The organism is Massilia sp. WG5 (genome assembly GCF_001412595.2).
Classification (GTDB): domain Bacteria; phylum Pseudomonadota; class Gammaproteobacteria; order Burkholderiales; family Burkholderiaceae_D; genus Telluria.
Genome location: NZ_CP012640.2, coordinates 987,814 through 1,005,418 on the forward strand (window position 1 = coordinate 987,814; position 17,605 = coordinate 1,005,418).

10 protein-coding genes are annotated in these 17,605 nt (G+C 68.0%); 7 read left to right on the forward strand and 3 right to left on the reverse strand.

Annotated features, from left to right (window positions below):
• Positions 1–206: 206 nt before the first annotated feature.
• From map to AM586_RS04300, 3 genes are all read left to right on the forward strand, one after another.
• Positions 207–1,031 carry a type I methionyl aminopeptidase gene (gene map, locus AM586_RS04290; RefSeq protein ID WP_197416427.1) on the forward strand — a complete coding sequence of 275 codons (825 nt, stop codon included), beginning with the start codon at positions 207–209 and terminating at the stop codon, positions 1,029–1,031.
• Positions 1,032–1,042: 11 nt separating this feature from the next.
• A complete protein-coding gene (locus tag AM586_RS04295) occupies positions 1,043–3,634 on the forward strand; it encodes a [protein-PII] uridylyltransferase (protein ID WP_060566918.1) in 2,592 nt (863 codons plus the stop codon).
• A 108-nt stretch (positions 3,635–3,742) separates the two neighbouring features.
• Positions 3,743–4,489, forward strand: a complete 747-nt coding sequence (locus tag AM586_RS04300; protein ID WP_060566921.1) for a pseudouridine synthase — start codon at positions 3,743–3,745, stop codon at positions 4,487–4,489.
• 27 nt (positions 4,490–4,516) lie between these two features.
• Here the strand turns inward: AM586_RS04300 and AM586_RS04305 are convergent, their stop codons facing one another.
• The 3 genes from AM586_RS04305 to AM586_RS04315 form a co-directional block, all read right to left on the reverse strand.
• A complete protein-coding gene (locus AM586_RS04305) occupies positions 4,517–4,840 on the reverse strand; it encodes a hypothetical protein (protein ID WP_156328175.1) in 324 nt (107 codons plus the stop codon).
• A 140-nt stretch (positions 4,841–4,980) separates the two neighbouring features.
• Positions 4,981–8,211: a PAS domain S-box protein gene (locus tag AM586_RS04310; RefSeq protein ID WP_052233758.1), complete on the reverse strand. Its 3,231-nt coding sequence runs from the start codon at positions 8,209–8,211 to the stop codon at positions 4,981–4,983.
• Between the two features lie 348 nt (positions 8,212–8,559).
• On the reverse strand, positions 8,560–10,734 hold the full coding sequence (locus tag AM586_RS04315; RefSeq protein ID WP_156328174.1) for a hybrid sensor histidine kinase/response regulator: 2,175 nt from the start codon (positions 10,732–10,734) through the stop codon (positions 8,560–8,562).
• A 219-nt stretch (positions 10,735–10,953) separates the two neighbouring features.
• Between AM586_RS04315 and AM586_RS04320 the strand changes: the two genes are divergently transcribed.
• The 4 genes from AM586_RS04320 (at position 10,954) to AM586_RS04335 (ending at position 17,604) form a co-directional block, all read left to right on the forward strand.
• Positions 10,954–12,459, forward strand: a complete 1,506-nt coding sequence (locus tag AM586_RS04320; RefSeq protein ID WP_052233756.1) for a peptide MFS transporter — start codon at positions 10,954–10,956, stop codon at positions 12,457–12,459.
• A 185-nt stretch (positions 12,460–12,644) separates the two neighbouring features.
• A complete protein-coding gene (locus AM586_RS04325) occupies positions 12,645–13,487 on the forward strand; it encodes a phosphate/phosphite/phosphonate ABC transporter substrate-binding protein (protein WP_052233755.1) in 843 nt (280 codons plus the stop codon).
• Positions 13,488–13,504: 17 nt separating this feature from the next.
• Positions 13,505–16,378: an EAL domain-containing protein gene (locus tag AM586_RS04330; protein WP_052233754.1), complete on the forward strand. Its 2,874-nt coding sequence runs from the start codon at positions 13,505–13,507 to the stop codon at positions 16,376–16,378.
• A 14-nt stretch (positions 16,379–16,392) separates the two neighbouring features.
• On the forward strand, positions 16,393–17,604 hold the full coding sequence (locus AM586_RS04335; protein ID WP_052233753.1) for a pyridoxal phosphate-dependent aminotransferase: 1,212 nt from the start codon (positions 16,393–16,395) through the stop codon (positions 17,602–17,604).
• Position 17,605: the final 1 nt, after the last annotated feature.

The following is a 17,605-nucleotide window of genomic DNA, read 5'->3' on the forward strand; positions in this document are numbered from 1 at the left end:
CAGTACACCTGTGACAGGCACCCTTGCAGGCCGCATTCGCGATTCAATAAAAAGAGGTTTTTGACAACCTTTGCTCGATACGAACACGAGCAACCCGAGATTCTAGCGGGATTCGCCCCCGATTTCAAGTTCATACGTGCCGCGCGATCACATATAATGAATAGATATCCAATCGCAGAATCCAGAATCCGCATCACAGGAATATCATGTCCATCACCATCAAGACCCAAGAAGAGATCGAAGGCATGCGCATCGCCGGCCGCCTCGGCGCCGAAGTGCTCGACTACATCACGCCTTTCGTCAAGCCGGGCGTCACCACCGGCGAGCTCGATCGCCTCTGCCACGAATACATGGTCCAGGTACAGGGCACCGTGCCGGCGCCGCTGAACTACGCGCCGCCGGGCTACCCGCCGTTCCCGAAGGCGGTCTGCACCTCGGTCAACGACGTGATCTGCCACGGCATCCCGGGCGACAAGGTGCTGAAGGCCGGCGACGCCGTGAATATCGACGTCACCGTCATCACCAAGGACGGCTACCACGGCGACAACAGCCGCATGTTCCTGCTCGGCGAACCCTCGATCCAGGCGCGCCGCCTGTCGGAAGTCACCTATGAATGCATGTGGCTGGGCATCAGCAAGGTCAAGCCGGGCGCGCACCTGGGCGACATCGGCCACGTGATCCAGCAGCACGCCGAGAAGAACGGCTTTTCGGTGGTGCGCGAATTCTGCGGCCACGGCATCGGCAAGGTGTTCCACGAAGAGCCCCAGGTGCTGCACTACGGCCGTCCGGGCACCGGCGAGGAACTGGTGGCGGGCATGATCTTCACGATCGAACCGATGATCAACGCCGGCAAGCGCGACATCCGCGAGATGCCGGACGGCTGGACCATCAAGACCAAGGACCGCAGCCTGTCGGCCCAGTGGGAGCACATGATCCTGGTGACGGAAACCGGCTACGAAGTGCTGACCACCTCGGCCGGCACGCCGCCGCCGCCGGCGATCGTGCTGAACACGGACGCCATCCCCGCCTGATCCGCACGCCCATGTCCCGCGCCGCCATCGACCAGCCCCACGTCCAGCACCAGGTGCAGCTGCGCCAGCGCCTGAAGGACGAGCGCCAGCACATCATCGACGACTTCCGTGCGAACGGCAAACCCGAGAAACTGCTGCGCGGCCTGCGCCACAGCGTCGACGGGGTGCTGGCCGACGCCTGGCAGGCCGCCGGCCTGCCGGCCGGGACGGCGCTGGTCGGGGTCGGCGGCTACGGCCGCGGCGAGCTTTTCCCCTACTCCGACGTCGACCTCCTGATCCTGCTGGGCGATCCGCCCGATGCGCTGACCCAGGCCAAACTGGAGCAGTTCGTCCAGCTGCTGTGGGACCTCGGCCTGGAAATCGGGCACAGCATCCGCACCGTCGACGAGTGCATGAGCGAGTCGGCGGCCGACATCACCGTGCAGACCAGCCTGCTGGAAGCGCGCCTGGTGAGCGGCAGCCAGCCGCTGTTCGCCGAACTGCAGCGGCGCTACGCCGAGGCGATGGATGCCCAGGCCTTCTTCCACGCCAAGACCGCCGAGATGCGGCTGCGCCACGCCAAGTACGAATTCACGCCCTACAGCCTGGAGCCGAACGTCAAGGAAAGCCCGGGCGCGCTGCGCGACCTGCAGGTGATCCTGTGGGTGGCCAAGGCCGCGGGACTCGGCAACTCCTGGACCCAGCTGGCGATCCGCGGCCTGATCACGCGCCAGGAAGCGCGCCAGCTGATGGAGAAGGAATACGCCTTCAAGGACATCCGCATCCGCCTGCACCTGCAGACCCGGCGCCGCGAAGACCGCCTGGTGTTCGACGTCCAGACCGCGATCGCCGAGACCTTCGGCCTCAGCTCGACCGGCCAGGGACTGGAAGCGCGCCGCGCCAGCGAATACCTGATGCAGCGCTACTACTGGGCCGCGAAGGTCGTGACCCAGATGAACACCATCCTGCTGCAGAACATCGAGGCCCAGCTGTTCCCGCAGGATTCCCGGCCGATGCCGATCAACCCGCGCTTCAACGAAGTCGGCGGCTTCATCGACATCGCGCTGGATGACACCTTCCAGGCCGAGCCGTCGACGGTGCTGGAGATCTTCGTGCTGATGACCGAGCGGCCCGACATCAAGGGCATGACGGCGCGCACCATCCGCGCGCTGTGGCATGCGCGCACCTTGATCGACGAATCCTTCCGCGCCAACCCGGTCCACCGCGCGCTGTTCCTGCGCATCCTGCAGGCGCCCCGCGGCATCGTGCACGCGCTGCGCCGCATGAACGACATGGGCATCCTCGGCCGCTACCTGCCGAACTTCCGCCGCATCATCGGCCAGATGCAGCACGACCTGTTCCACGTCTACACCGTCGACCAGCACATCATGATGGTGGTGCGGAACATGCGCCGCTTCACGATGACGGAGCACGCCCACGAATACCCGTTCTGCAGCCAGCTGATGGCCAACTTCCGCGACCGCTGGCTGCTGTACGTCGCCGCGCTGTTCCACGACATCGCGAAGGGCCGCGGCGGCGACCATTCCGAACTCGGCAAGCAGGACGTGCTGGAGTTCTGCCGCGACCACGGCGTCTCGCAGGGCGATACCGAGCTGGTGGTGTTCCTGGTCGAGCAGCACCTGACCATGTCCCAGGTCGCGCAGAAGCAGGACCTGTCGGATCCGGACGTGGTCAAGGCTTTCGCCGGCCTGGTGCGCGACGAGCGCCACCTGACCGCGCTGTACCTGCTGACCGTCGCGGACATCCGCGGCACCAGCCCGAAAGTGTGGAACGCCTGGAAGGCCAAGCTGCTGGAAGACCTGTACAAGATGACGCTGCGGGTGCTGGGCGGCGAGCCGCACTCGGCCGACCGCGAGCTGCGCGCGCGCCAGCAGGAGGCGCTGGCCACGCTGCGCCTGTTCGGGCTCGGCCCGCAGGCCCACGAAGCGCTGTGGAAGCAGCTCGACATGGCCTACTTCCTGCGCCACGACGCCTCCGACATCGCCTGGCAGACCCGCTCCCTGCACGACAAGCTGGGACGCGACACGCCGGTCGTGAAATCGCGCCTGGCGCCGATCGGCGAAGGCCTGCAGGTGACGGTGTACGTGAAAGACCAGCCCGACCTGTTCGCGCGCATCTGCAGCTATTTCGACCGCAAGAATTTTTCGATCCTGGACGCCAAGATCCACACGACCCGGGACGGCTACGCGCTCGACACCTTCCTGATCACGGACGAGCACTTCGCCAACAGCTACCGCGACATCATCAGCCTGATCGAGCACGAGCTGTGCCAGGTGCTGACGCACCAGGAAGCGCTCAGCCCTCCCCTGCGCGCGCGCCTGTCGCGCATGTCGCGCAGCTTCCCGATCGTGCCGACCGTCGAGCTGCGCCCGGACGAACGCGGCCAGTTCTGGCTGCTGTCGATCGCCGCCAACGACCGCAATGGCCTGCTGTACGCGATCGCCAGCGTCCTGGCGCGCTACCGCATCAACCTGCACACCGCCAAGATCATGACCCTGGGCGAGCGCGTCGAGGACGTGTTCCTGATCGATGGGCAGGCGCTCAACAACCAGCGGGTGCAGGTGCAGCTCGAGACCGAGCTGCTCGACGCGCTGAAAATTTAACCAACGTCGTCCCCGCGAAGGCGGGACCCAAGTTTGTCGGCGTTCACATGGCGCGCGCAGAACCTGGGTCCCGCCTGCGCGGGGACGTCGGCTTTTACGCTTTGAATCATGACCGAACCCGTACGCCTTTCCAAACGCATGTCCGAAATGGGCCTGTCCTCCCGCCGCGAAGCCGATGACTGGATTGCGAAAGGCTGGGTCCGGGTCGACGGCAAGGTCGTCAGCGAACTGGGCAGCAAAGTGCTCCCGCACCAGAAGATCACGGTGGAGCGCCAGGCCGCGGCCGAACAGTCGAAACGCGTGACGGTGCTGATCAACAAGCCGGTCGGCTACGTCAGCGGCCAGGCCGAGGATGGCTACAAGCCGGCCGTGGTCTTGGTCAAACCGGAGAACCGCTGGAAGGACGATCCCTCGCCCGAGCAGTTCCATCCCACCCAGCTGCGCTCCCTGGTGCCGGCCGGGCGCCTCGACATCGATTCGGTCGGCCTGCTGGTGCTGACCCAGGACGGCCGCATTGCGCGCCAGCTGATCGGCGAGGACACGGCGATCGAAAAGGAATACCTGGTGCGCGTGCAGTACACGAAGCCGGGCAAGCTGCCGGACGCCGAGCTGAAGAAGCTGAACCACGGCCTGTGGATGGACGGCAAGCCGCTGCTGCCGGCCAAGGTGCGCTGGCAGAACGAAGACCAGCTCAGCTTCACGCTGAAGGAAGGCCGCAAACGGCAGATCCGGCGCATGTGCGACATGGTCGGGCTGAAGGTGATCGGCCTGAAGCGGGTGCGGATCGGCCGCGTCAAGCTGGGCGACCTGCCGCCGGGGCAGTGGCGCTACCTCGGGGCGGACGAAGGTTTTTGACCTAGGGCGGCCCCCGCCCACCCCAGGTCAATGCGGCCGTGCCTGCATCCGCGTCCACGGATCCAGCACCCGCAACTCGTCCAGCACCGTGCGCGGCCCTTCGATGCTGCCGCCGCTGTCCTGGTCCCATTCGAGCTTGAGCTTGGAGCGGCCCTTGCGCAGGTCGACGCGGGCGTATTCGATCCAGGCGTCTTCGCCGCTGTATTCGTAGGTCGTGATCCAGCCTGCGCCCAACAGCGCCTCGACCGTCTGGCGCAGCGCGAAGGGGGGCAGCCCCTCGATCGTACCGGGCTCCAGCTTGGGATCGCCCAACACGGACAAATACCTGACAAATTGTGAAATCCACGTCATCGCTGCCTCCCAACACGGGTTGACGTGATTTCAGTCTATCAGCGGGATTCCGGCTTTGACGTTAGCTAACGCACCATGCATAAAAAATGCAGGGCGAATGAAAACTCCTGGAAATTCTTTCCATCTGCAATTAATTTGCATTAAATCAGGATCCCGTGCAGCTCCTCCAGGCTCACCGGCTTGGTCAAATGGTGGGTAAAACCGCGGTTGCGGGTCTGGCGCCGGTCCGAATCCTGGCCCCAGCCGGTCAGCGCGATGATGCGCATGCTGGCGAAACGTTCGTCCTGGCGCAGGCGGCGCGCGACCTCGTAGCCGTCCATGCCCGGCATGCCGATGTCGAGCAGGACGCTGGACGGCAGGAAGCTTTCCGCCATCGACAGCGCGGTGCGGCCGTCGTAGACCACGCGCACCTCGGCGCCGTCGGCCTCCAGCAACAGGCCGAGGGTATCGGCGGCGTCGCGGTTGTCGTCCACCACCAGGATGCGCTGGCCGGCGAACGGCGCGTTCGGCCGCGACTGGTCGATGCCGCCGCGCTCCATGCGCGCATCGTCCTGCGGCGCCAGCGGCAGGCGCACCAGGAATTCGCTGCCCATGCCGCTGCCGCCGCTGTGCGCTTCCACGCTCCCGTGGTGCATCTCGACCAGGCTGCGCACCATGGTCAGGCCGATCCCCAGCCCGCCCTGCCCGCGCCCGACCGCACGGTGGGCCTGGGCGAACATGTCGAACACCCGCCCCAGCGATTCCTCGGGGATGCCGATCCCGGTGTCGCGCACCGAGGCCAATACCATCCCATCCTCGCGCCAGACGTCGACCCAGATGCGGCCGCCCGCATCGGTGTACTTGGCGGCGTTGTTCAGCAGGTTGGCGAACACCTGGGTCAGGCGCACGCGGTCGGCCAGCAGCACCAGCGGCTCCTCGGGCAGGGCCACCGCCAGCTGGTGCCCGGCGCGCTCGATCGCCAGCTGGCTGGTCTCGACCGCGCTGTGCACGATCTCGGCGATGGACACGCGTTCCAGCCGCAGGTCGATCTTGCCGCGCGTGATGCGCGAGACTTCCATCAGGTCGTCGACCAGGGTGACGATCTGGCGCACCTGGCGCCCGACCATCTCCACCACGCGATCGGACTGGCGCCGTCCGTCCGGCCGGCGCATCAGCTGTACCGCATTGCTGATCGGCGCCAGCGGATTGCGCAGCTCGTGCGCCAGGGTCGCCAGGAACTCGTCCTTGCGGCGGTCGGCCTCGCGCAGCGCTTCCTCTGCCTGCACGGCGCCGGTGATGTCGAGCGAGATGCCGACATAGCCGCGGTGCTGGCCATCGCCGGAATACCAGGGCGCGGCATGCGATTCGAACCAGCGCGCGCTGCCGTCGCGCGCCGGCACGCGGATCCGCTGGTTGTAGGCGGCGCGTTCGCGGACGCCTTCCGACACCGCGTACAGGTAGGCGTTCATGTCGTCCGGTTGGACGATCGCGCGCCAGCCGCCGGCCTCGCCGGCCGGGCCGCCATCGTCGGGGCCGCGCTGGTTCAGGTACATCAGGTCACCAATCGGGTCGAACTGGTAGATCAGCGCCGGCGAGGCGTCCGCCAGCGCGCGGAACCGCGCCTCGCTCTCGCGCAGCGCATCCTCGGCGCGCTTGCGCACGGTGATGTCGTGGAACAGGATGGCCACGCGCGGCGCGCCGCTGTCGCCGCCGACCGGATACACGAAGAAATCGAACCAGCTGTTCAATGCATCGGCGAAGCACTGCGAGCGGCTGCTGACGCCGGTGCGCGCGACCTGGGCGCAGGCCTCCATCCAGCACGGCTCGTGCTCGGGACGGACCTTCAGCTGTCCCGGCCCGACGTAATGGATGCTGGTCATGCGCACCGCCGCCGGATTCGCCTCCGAATACGCCAGCCCGACCGCGTGTCCGTGCTCGTCGAACTGCACGGTGGCCAGCAGGAAGCCTTCGTCCATGGCCTCGAACAGCATGCGGTAGCGGCGCTCGCTCTCGGCCAGCGCGGCCTGGGTGCGGCGCCGCTCGTCGATGTCGATGTTCATGCCGAACCACTTGCGCAGGCTGCCGTCCGCATGGAACAGCGGCGCGGCGCGCACATTGGTCCAGCGCCAGCCGCCCATCGCCACGTGCACGCGGAATTCCATATTGATCGCGCGCCGCATCGCCAGCGCCGCGCGCCACTCGCGCTGCACGTACTCGCGGTCGTCCGGATGGACGGCGTCGAGCCAGCCGCGGCCCAGCGAGGCCGCCTCGCGCTGCCCCGTGTAGGCGCACCAGCTGGGCGACGGCACGACGAAATTGCCGTCCGCATCGGTCTCCCAGACCGCCTGGCCGAAACCCTCGACCAGGGCACGGAAGCGTTCCTCGCTGTCGGCCAGCCGCGATTCGGCATCCTTCAGTTCGCTGACGTCGAGGATGAAGCAGACGCAGCGCGCATGCACGCCCTCGCCCGAGATGCGGGCCGGCGCATACAATCCCCACCAGCGGCTGCCGTCCTTGCGCACCATCTGCTTGGTGTAGGGGCGCGTGACACCGATCTCGCGCAGCTCGTAGATCGAACGCAGGGTCGCGTCCCAGAATTCCGGCACCGTGATCTTCTTCCAGTGATCGACCACGCGCAGCTCGTCTTCGCTATAGCCGGTCATGCGCTGGTAGGCCTGGTTGACGTCCTGGACGGTGCCGTCGAGGTCGAAATACAGCACCCCGACCGTGCTGATGCTCAGCGTGGCGTCGATCAGGGCCTTGTGCTCGCGCAGCAGGCGCTCGGCGGCGCGGCTTTCCTCGACCTCGCGCTCGAGCGACTCCTTGCTTTCGAGGACGGGACGCAGGCGCTGCTGGAGCTCGCGTTCGAGCCGCTCCGGATCGGGGTTGCGCAGCGCCCCGCGCGTCTGGTGCGCGGCGGCGGCGAAGCCGGCCAGTTCGCGCAGCAGCTGCAGGTCATGGGCGTCGAAGTTCGCGCCGTCGCCGTCGAGCATGGCCATCAGCGCGCCGGCCGGATGGCCGCGCACCCGCCACGGCACGCCGAGAGCTTCGCCGACCCGGGCGCCGGCCGCGCGGACCGACTCGAATTCCAGTTCCGGGCGCGTGAACAGCACCGCGCCGTTCGCGAGCACGCTGGCGCCGCAGGGGCAGGCCTGGATCGGAAAGCGCTTTCCCACGTGGCCTGCCAGACCTCCCGCCACCGCGCACCAGCAGACTTCGTCGCCATCCGGCCCCGGTTCGCGCACCGCGATCACCACCGAACTGGCGCCGCACAGCACGCGCACCGCCTCGGCCACCCGCGGCAGCTGCAGCTCGGGCTCGTCGGCAAGGGACTGGGCCAGGCTGGCCAGCGCGGCGCGCTCGGCGACGGGGTCGCGTTTCTGCAGATGCATCCCGCGCCTCTGTAACAGCGCCGTAATGACGGCGTCGTCGCGGTATCCGACAGCGGTATCTGTGCTGGAATCGGCCATAAGCACCTTTGTGGAAATTCTGTGAGAATTGGTAGTCCACGTGCGAAGCCCAAGATTACTTTACATTCCGATAATCTCCAACGGATTTCTGTCGTGCCCGCGCCCGCCTGTCCGCCGGCAGGCGCGCGGCGCGGCGGCCGCCAGGAATGCGCCGACGCCGCCGTAAGCGGGTGGCATTGTCCACGACAAATGGGAGCGATACCAAGAGAATGAAACAGCGGGATCTTTTCCGCGCCGGAGCGAGCGCATTCTTTCGTTGCAAATAAGCACTCAACGCACCAGGTCCAGCTCCCCGACCGCGCGTTCAAGATCTTCCAGGCGCACCGGCTTCTTCAGGTGGCGGTCGAAGCCGGCCGCCAGCGCGCGCCGTACATCCTCGGCCTGGCCGTAGCCGGTCACCGCGACCAGCCGGATCCCGCCCTGCTCCGCCAGCGCGCGCGCCACCTCGTGGCCCGAGATGTCGGGCAGGTCGATGTCGATGAAGGCCACCTGCGGCAGGCAGCGCCCGGCCAGCCGGATCGCGCTGCGCCCATCGGCCGCGCTGCTCACCGCGCAGCCGCTCGAGCCCAACAGCGCGCACATCATCTCGCGCAAGTCCTCGTTGTCCTCGACCACCAGCACGCGCAGGCCCTCCAGGGACCTTGGCGCGAGCGGCGCGGCGTCAGGCACCGGCGGCGCCTCGGCAGCGAGCGGCAGGCGGATCGTGAAGGTGCTGCCGCATTGCGCGCCGCCGCTGTGCACCGCGACCGTCCCATGCTGCTGCTCGACCAGGGACTTGACCACGGCGAGGCCGATCCCGAGCCCGCCCTTGGTCCGGTTGACCACTTTGCCCTGCACGAACACGTCCCAGATGCGCGGCAGCAGTTCGGCGTCGATGCCCTTGCCATCGTCCGCGACCACCAGTTCCGCCATGCCGTCCCGCTTGCGCGTGCTGACGCGGATATGGCCGCCGGCCTGGGTGTACTTGGCGGCGTTCTCGACCAGGTTGCCGATCACCTGCTGCAGCCGGGTCGGATCGCAGCAGGCCCACACCGGTTCGAGGTCGAGCTCGACGTGATGCTCGGCGGTCGCGCCCTGGGTCTGCAGGGTCAGCGCGGCCTCGCGCACGGCGCCGGCGAGGTCCAGCGGCGTCAGCGCCAGCACCACCTTGCCGCTCAATACGCGGTTCGCGTCGAGCAGCTCGTCGACCAGGTGCGCCAGGTGGCGGCTCTGGCGCCCGATGATCTGGTGCGCGCGCTCGGCGGCGGTCCCGCCCGCGCCCATCTGGATCAGGGCGATGGCGGAGCTGATCGCGCCCAGCGGATTGCGCAGCTCGTGGCCGAGCATGGCCAGGAATTCATCCTTGGCGCGGTTCTGGGCTTCGGCCACGCTGCGCGCGGCCTGCACCTCGGCCAGGTGCTTGCGGCGCCCGGTCTCGGCCTTCTGCAGACGCCGCGAGACCGCGTGCAGCACCTGCTGCAGGCTGTTCAGTTCTGCGATGCGCAGGTCGGCCGGCGGCGGCAGCCAGCCTTCGGCCATGCCCTCGGTGGCGGCGCCAAGGTATTCGGTGGCGGCCAGCAGGCGGCGCGCGAACAGGATCGCCCCGGCCAGCGCCAGCACCACCGCGCACAGCAGGGTCGCGGCGATCAGCGAGACGGCGTGCGCGGCGGTGGTTTCGAGTTCGCCGACCGGCACGGCGATCACGGCGGTCCAGCCGGACAGCGCGGAGCGGGCCAGCACGGCCGCCGTCGGCACGCCATCGTGCCCGACGACGTCGGTGCGGGATGCGCCCGCGCGCACGGCGCGCAGCAGTTCCGGCTGGGCGCGCAGGCCCACCTGGGTGTCCCAGGACTGGTTGCGGGCGAGGGTTGCGCCCTCGCGGTCGAACACCGCCACTTGCCAGCCCGGCGCCACGTCGCGCGGCAGCAGGCTGTTCAGGTGGCGCGCGTCGAACCACTGGTCGAGCAGGACCCGGCGGCCGTCGTCGAGGGTCAGCGGCAGCTCGACCGAGATCACGTACTTGTGGGTGCTGCTGCCGACAATCAGGTTCGACACGGTCGGGCGGTTCCGTTCGAACACGGCGCGCACGCGCTGCAGCGTGCCGGGCGCCGGCGCGGGGATCGGCTGGCCGAGGGGCAGCGCCGTATTGAACAGCTGCCGGCCGTCCTCGCTCAGCACCGCGGTCTCGCGGCGGGTGCCGGCATTGGCGGCGCGCGCCTGCCTGTAGAAGTCCGGGAAATTCGCCTGCGTCAGGCGGCCCGAGGTCTGCAGCGCCTGGCCGGTGGCGATCGCGGCCGTCAATTCCTGGTCCATCGCCAGTACCGAGGCGCGCGCCAGCTCCTGCATGCCGCGCAGCACGGCGTGGCGTTCGGCGTCCAGCAGCAGCTTGATGGCGACGCCGGCGCCGACGATCATCGGCAGGAAGACCGCGGCGGCGAGCAGGCTCAGGTGGGTGCGCACTCTCATGGTGTCGATTGGTCCTTGGTTGAAGGAAGCGTCTTCGAAGCAACGTTCCATTTTATATTCAGCAAGTTTTTTCATGCCGCACGACAGGCGCCAACACGGCGGAGCCTGTCTTGACAGTTGCCGCGGCCTGTTTTTCGAGATTGCGCGATGGGCCGGGCTCGCGTAGCATCCCGGCATTGCTGTGCCCACAAGGCGAGCATCCGAGAATCCGGGAGACCCATGAAAACCGAAACCCTACCCCTACGCTACACACAAACCCGTTCCTTCCTCACCGTCGCTCTGATCGAGCTGTGGGAGCGCTTCGGCTACTACGGCATGCAGGCGCTGATCGTCTATTACATGGTCGAGCGCCTCGGCTTCGAGGACAGCCGCGCCAACCTGGTCTGGAGCGCGGCGGCCGCCCTGATCTACGTGGCCCCGGCAATCGGCGGCTGGATCGGCGACAAGGTGCTGGGCACCAAGCGCTCGATGTACCTCGGCGCCATGGTCCTGACCGTCGGCTACGCGCTGATGGCGGTGCCGACCGAGAGCACCCGCTTCCTGTTCTGCGCCCTCGGCGTGGTGGTGGTCGGCAACGGCCTGTTCAAACCGAATACCGCGAACCTGGTGCGCAAGATCTATGAAGGCGACGATTCCAAGATCGACAGCGCCTTCACCCTGTATTACATGGCGGTGAACGTCGGCTCGACCGTCTCGATGCTGGCCACGCCGTGGATCAAGGATTACGTGAACGCCACCTACGGCAACAACCTGGGCTGGCACGCCGCCTTCGCGGTGTGCAGCGTCGGCCTGGTGCTGGGCCTGCTGAACGTGGCCCTGATGCGCGCCACCATCGCCCACGTCGGCAGCCTGCCGGACGAGCGCCCGCTCCAGGTCGGCAAGCTGCTGGCCGTGCTGGGCGGCGCGGTGGTGGTGGTGTTCGGCTCGGCCGCGATCCTGGAAAACCAGGCCCTGGCCCGCGCCTTCGTCTACGTCGCCGGCCTGGTCGTGCTCGGCATCTTCGTGCACCTGATCCGCAAGAGCGAGCCGAGCGAGCGCGCCGGCCTGATCGCGGCCCTGGTGCTGACCCTGCAGACCGTGTTCTTCTTCATCTTCTACCAGCAGATGTCGACCTCGCTGTCGCTGTTCGCCCTGCGTAACGTCGACCTCGATTTCAGCGTTTTCGGCGCCCACCTGTGGACCTGGTCCCCGGCCCAGTTCCAGGCCCTGAACGCGATCTGGATCATGGTGCTCAGCCCGGTACTGGCCTGGGCCTACTCCTTCGCCGGCCGCACCGGCAAGGACCTGTCGATCGCCGGCAAGTTCGCGCTCGGCTTCGCCGCGGTGGCGGCCGGCTTCTTCGCCTACGGCGTGGCCGGCGTGTTCGCGGTGAACGGCATGACCTCGTCGTGGGTGATGATCGCCGGCTACGGGCTGTACTCGCTGGGCGAGCTGCTGGTGTCGGGCCTGGGCCTGGCGATGGTGGCGCGCTACGTGCCGGCGCGCATGAGCGGCTTCATGATGGGCGCCTACTTCGTCGCCACCGGCATCTCGCAATACCTGGGCGGCGTGGTCGCCAACCTGGCCAGCGTGCCGAAGGACGTGGTCGACCCGGTCCAGACCCTGCCGATCTACACCAGCCTGTTCAACAAGCTGGGCATGGGCGCCGTTGCCTGCACCGTCATTGCGCTGATCGCCCTGCCGCTGATGCGCAAGCTGACCGCGAGCCATCAGTCGCACCAGTAAGCGGCCGGTTCCGGCCACCAGAGCGCGCCCTTGTGGCGCGCTTTTTCGTTGCACGAACGAAACAAGGCCTTTACAGGCATTCTGTTGCACACGGGAAATCTGCTATAGTTCGCAGCACTACCGGGCCCAGCACCAGCCCCGCTTCAACCACCGGCCCGCGCTCCCGGCCCTTACAGTTCCGATCCATGCCAATCTTCGACAAACGCGGATTCGTCCTGCTTGCGTGCGCCCTTGCCTTCCATGCGCGCGCCGAGACGCGCAGCTACAACTTCTCGCCGGTTAACCAGTACAACCTGAAGGTCTCGGCCGGCTTCTGGAATCCGATCATCCGCTACGTGTCGGCGAAGAGCGGCGTGCGCCTGAACCTGAAGCTGGGCCGCACCTCGGCCGACACCACCAGCTACGTGCTGGCGCGCGAGGTCGATTTCGCCTTCACCAATCACCTGTTCAGCCCGGACCGCGAAAAGATGGGCTGGACCGTGTTCGGCCGCCGCGACGCGCCGCCGGTGGCGGGCCAGATCGTGGTGCCGGCCGGCTCTTCGGTGAAGAGCCTGGCCGACCTGGCCGGCGCGACCGTGGTCTTCCCCGGCCCGGAAGCCCTGGTCGCCTACAAGGCGCCCTACGCCGAGCTGCTGCATCGTAAAATCCCGGTCAATGTGGTATTCGCCGGCAATATGGATGCCGCCTTTACCCAGCTGCTCGCCGGCAAGGCCCGCGCGGCCGGTGCGAATTCACAGCTGGTCGGGAACTACAGCGGACGCGAACACAAGGACTTCCGCGTGCTATGGAGTTCGGCGCCATTCAACGACCTGGCGCTGATGGCTTCGCCGCGCGTCCCGGCCGCCGACCTGCGTGCCGTCGCCAAGGCCTTCCTCGGCATGCACCGCGATCCGGAAGGCCGCCGCATCCTCGACGCCGCTTCCGAACTGGTGAGCGCGCCGCAACCGGTCGGCTTCGTGCCGGCCAGCGACGCCGACTACGCCAGCTACCGCGCCTTCTACGCCGGCGCCCCGATCAACCTGCGCTGAACCGCCACGTGCCCACCATGCCCGCGCGCCTGCCGGATTTGCGTCCGCCCCTCCTGCGACTGCTCCCGACCTCGCTGCTGCCGCGTTCCCTGGTCGGCCGCGTGTTCGCCGTGTTCAGCCTGACCATGCTGGTCTTCCTCGGCACCGGCATGGGCCTGTTCTTCCGCTACCAGTTCCTGCAGCACGTCGACGAGACCCAGGATGTCGCCCTCACCCTGATCGAGGTGGCGGCCCAGAACATCGAGGACAGCGTAGTGATCGGCGATTACGACACGGTCCAGCGCACCCTCGGCAAGATGTTGTTCCAGTCGCCGTTCAAGAGCGCCGCCTTCATCGACGTTTCCGGCGGCGCCCTGCGCGTGCAAGCGCCGCCGGTCGAGCGCGCGCCTGCGCCCGGCTGGCTGAGCGCACTGATCGCCTCCAAACTGTACGAGGTCAACCGCGTCGCCAGCGTCGGCGGCCGCGACTACGGCGTGATCCGCCTCGAATTCGACGCCGACAAGATCGCCTCCCAGCTGTGGGCGCTGGCGGTCGAGACCGCGACCTTCGCCTTCGTCGCCTTCGCGCTCGGCCTGGCGCTGATGCGCACGCTCCTGAAACGCTGGTTGGCCAACCTGGGCCGCCTGCGCTCCTTCGAGGACGACGTCGCCGCCGGCCGCATCACCGCCGAAGCGGACCTGCACGCCGACGCCCCGACCGAGATCCAGGAAGCGATCCGCGCCGTCAACCGCGGCGCCGCCAGCCTGCGCGTGCAGTTCGGGCAGCGCATCGATTCGCTGACCAACTCCCTCATGCAGCACAAGAACGCGGTCGACCAGGCCGCCATCGTGAGCGAGGTCGATACCGCCGGGCGCATCCTCGGCGTCAACGAACTGTTCGAGCGCAGCTGCGGCTATTCGCGCGCGCAGGCGCTGGGCCGCGAACTGGCCGAGTTCGGCCGCCCGGCCGGCAACGGCGCGCCCTGGAGCCCGTCGCCGCAGGTCTGGAACGGCGAGGTCGTGGTGCGCGGCCGCGCCGGCCAGCTGCAGTGGTACCGCACCATCGTCCCGATCTTCGACGCCGGCGGCAGCATCGAGCGCTACCTGTGCATCGACATCGACATCACCGCGCGCAAGGAATTCGAGCGCGCGATCGTCGAGAACGCCAAGCGCCAGACCCTGATCGCGGAACTCGGCCGCAAGGCGCTGGCCGCCAACGGCCTCGAGGAGCTGTTCGACGACGCCGTCCAGGCCGCGGCGCACGGCCTCGGCACGCCTTGCGCGGCGCTGTTCGAATCCGGCGCGGACCGCCAGCTCACGCTGCGCACCGGCGCCGGCCGCCTGACCCAGGCCGCCGGCCTGCAGATCGGCTGCCCCGGCGATCCGCTCGCCGGCGTCACCGCCTCGGCCCTGCGGCCCTGGTTCGCACCGCTGGCGGCGATGCATGGCCTGCGCGCCGGCCTGGACGCCGGCGTCGGCAAGTTCGGCGTGCTGGGCGCCTACACCGACCTCCCGCGCCGCTTCGAAGACGAAGATGCGGTGTTCCTGCGCGGGATCGCCAACATCCTGGCCACCGCGGTGGAGCGCCAGGACGCCAGGGATCGCCTGACCTACCTGGCCCAGTACGATTCCCTGACCAACCTGCCGAACCGGCGCCGCCTCGGCGCCTGCCTCGAAGACGCGATCGCCAGGGCCGGCCGCCACGGCCACCGCGCGGCCGTGATGTTCATCGACCTGGACCGCTTCAAGAACGTCAACGACATGCTCGGCCACAGCGTCGGCGACCAGCTGCTGGTGCAGGCGGCGGCGCGCCTGGAAGCCTGCGCGGGCAGCGACAACGTGGTGGCGCGCCTCGGCGGCGACGAGTTCGCGGTGGTGCTGCCTTACCTGGCCAGCAACACCGACGCGACCCACATCGCAGGCCGCATCATCGAGGCGCTGGCCCAGCCCTTCCACCTGCAGGGCCAGCAGCTGTTCGTCTCGGCCAGCATCGGCATCGCCAGCTATCCGGAGAACGGCGCCAGCGCCGAGCAGCTGCTGAAGAGCGCCGACACCGCCATGTACGGCGCCAAGAACGGCGGCCGGAATACCTACCAGTTCTACTCGAAGGCCCTGCACGAAAGCGCGGCGCAGCGCCTGCAGCTCGAGTCGCAGCTGCGCCAGGCGCTGGAACGCGGCGAATTCCTGCTGCACTACCAGCCCAAGCTCGACCTGGCGAGCGGCGCCATCAGCGGCTTCGAAGCCCTGCTGCGCTGGAAGCATCCGCAGCGCGGCCTGGTGCCGCCGCTCGAGTTCATCTCGATCCTCGAAGATACCGGCCTGATCCTGCCGGTCGGCGAATGGGTGATCGCCGAAGTCTGCCGCCAGCTGCGCAGCTGGGAAGCGGCCGGCCTGCCGGCGCCGCCGGTGGCGATCAACCTGTCGGCGCGCCAGCTCCAGCACGCCGACCTGGCCGCCGCCGTCGAGCGCATCGTCGGCGATGCCGGCGTCGATCCGGCCCTGCTCGAATTCGAACTGACCGAATCGATGCTGATGGCCGACCCGGAAGCCGCGGTGACGATCCTGAAACGCATCAAGGCGCTCGGCATGCGCCTGTCGGTGGACGACTTCGGCACCGGCTACTCCAGCCTGGCCTACCTGAAGCGCTTCCCGCTGGACGCGCTGAAGATCGACCGCACCTTCGTGCGCGACCTGCCGGACGACCTTGATGACGCCGCCATCACCAAGGCCGTGATCCGATTGGCGCACAGTCTGAGCCTGAAGGTGGTGGCCGAAGGCGTCGAGAATATTGAACAGCTGCGCGAACTGGAGAACTACGACTGCGACGAGATCCAGGGCTATTACGTGAGCCGTCCGCTGCCGGCGGCGGACTGCGCGGGCCTGCTGCTGCGCGAGCAGCCGGCCGCCGCTTAATTTAGAATAGCGGGATGCCAGAACATCAGAACCCCAGCGCGCTCGCTGCCCGCGCACTCCAGGTAGCCTCCCGTGTCGACGCCATCGAGCCCTTCCGCGTCATGGAAATGGTCAAGCAGGCCGCGGCCATGAGCCGCGCCGGCATCGACGTCATCAGCATGAGCGTCGGCGAGCCCGACTTCACTGCGCCCGAGATGGTCACCAGCGCCGCCATCGAAGCGATCCGCGGCGGCGCCACCCAGTACACCGAATCGCTCGGCCTGCCGGCCTTGCGCGAGGCGATCGCCGGCCACTACGACCGCGCCTACGGCCTGAAGGTCGATCCGCGCCGCATCGTGGTCACCGCCGGCGCCTCGGCCGGCCTGCTGCTGGCCTGCGCCGCCCTGGTGGCCGAAGGCGACGAAGTCCTGATGCCGGATCCCTGCTATCCCTGCAACCGCCACTTCGTCAGCGCCTTCGGCGGCAAGCCGGTGCTCCTGTATTCGAGCGCCGCGGAACGCTACCAGCTCACGGCGGCCCACGTGGCCGAGCATTGGACCGACAGGACCCGCGGCGTGCTGGTGGCCTCGCCCTCGAACCCGACCGGCACGTCGATGACCGTGCCGCAGGCGCGCGAACTGCTGGGCGCCGTGAAGCAGCGCGGCGGCTTCGCCATCGTCGACGAGATCTACCAGGGCCTGTCCTACGACGACAAACCGGTCAGCGCCCTGGCGCTGGACGACAATGTCATCACCGTGAACAGCTTCTCCAAGTACTTCAGCATGACCGGCTGGCGCCTGGGCTGGCTGGTGGTGCCGGAGGCCCTGGTGCCGGTGATCGAGAAGCTGGCCCAGAACCTGTTCATCTGCGCGCCCACGATCGCCCAGCATGCCGCCCTGGCCTGCTTCCGCGACGACGCCATACAGATCTTCGAAGAGCGCCGCCTGGAATTCCAGCGCCGCCGCGACTTCCTGGTGCCGGCCCTGCGCGAACTGGGCTTTGCCGTACCGGTGATGCCGGACGGCGCCTTCTACGTGTACGCGGATATTTCGCACCTGCCGCACCGGCATGCGCGCGACAGCACGGCCTTCGGCAAGGCGGTGCTGGAAGACGCGCATGTGGCGATCGTGCCGGGCGACGACTTCGGCTTCGCGGCGCCGGCGCGGCACGTACGCTTTTCCTACGCCACCAAGTACGAACGCATCGAAGAAGCGGTGCAGCGCCTGGCGCGGCTGCTCGGCAAATAAC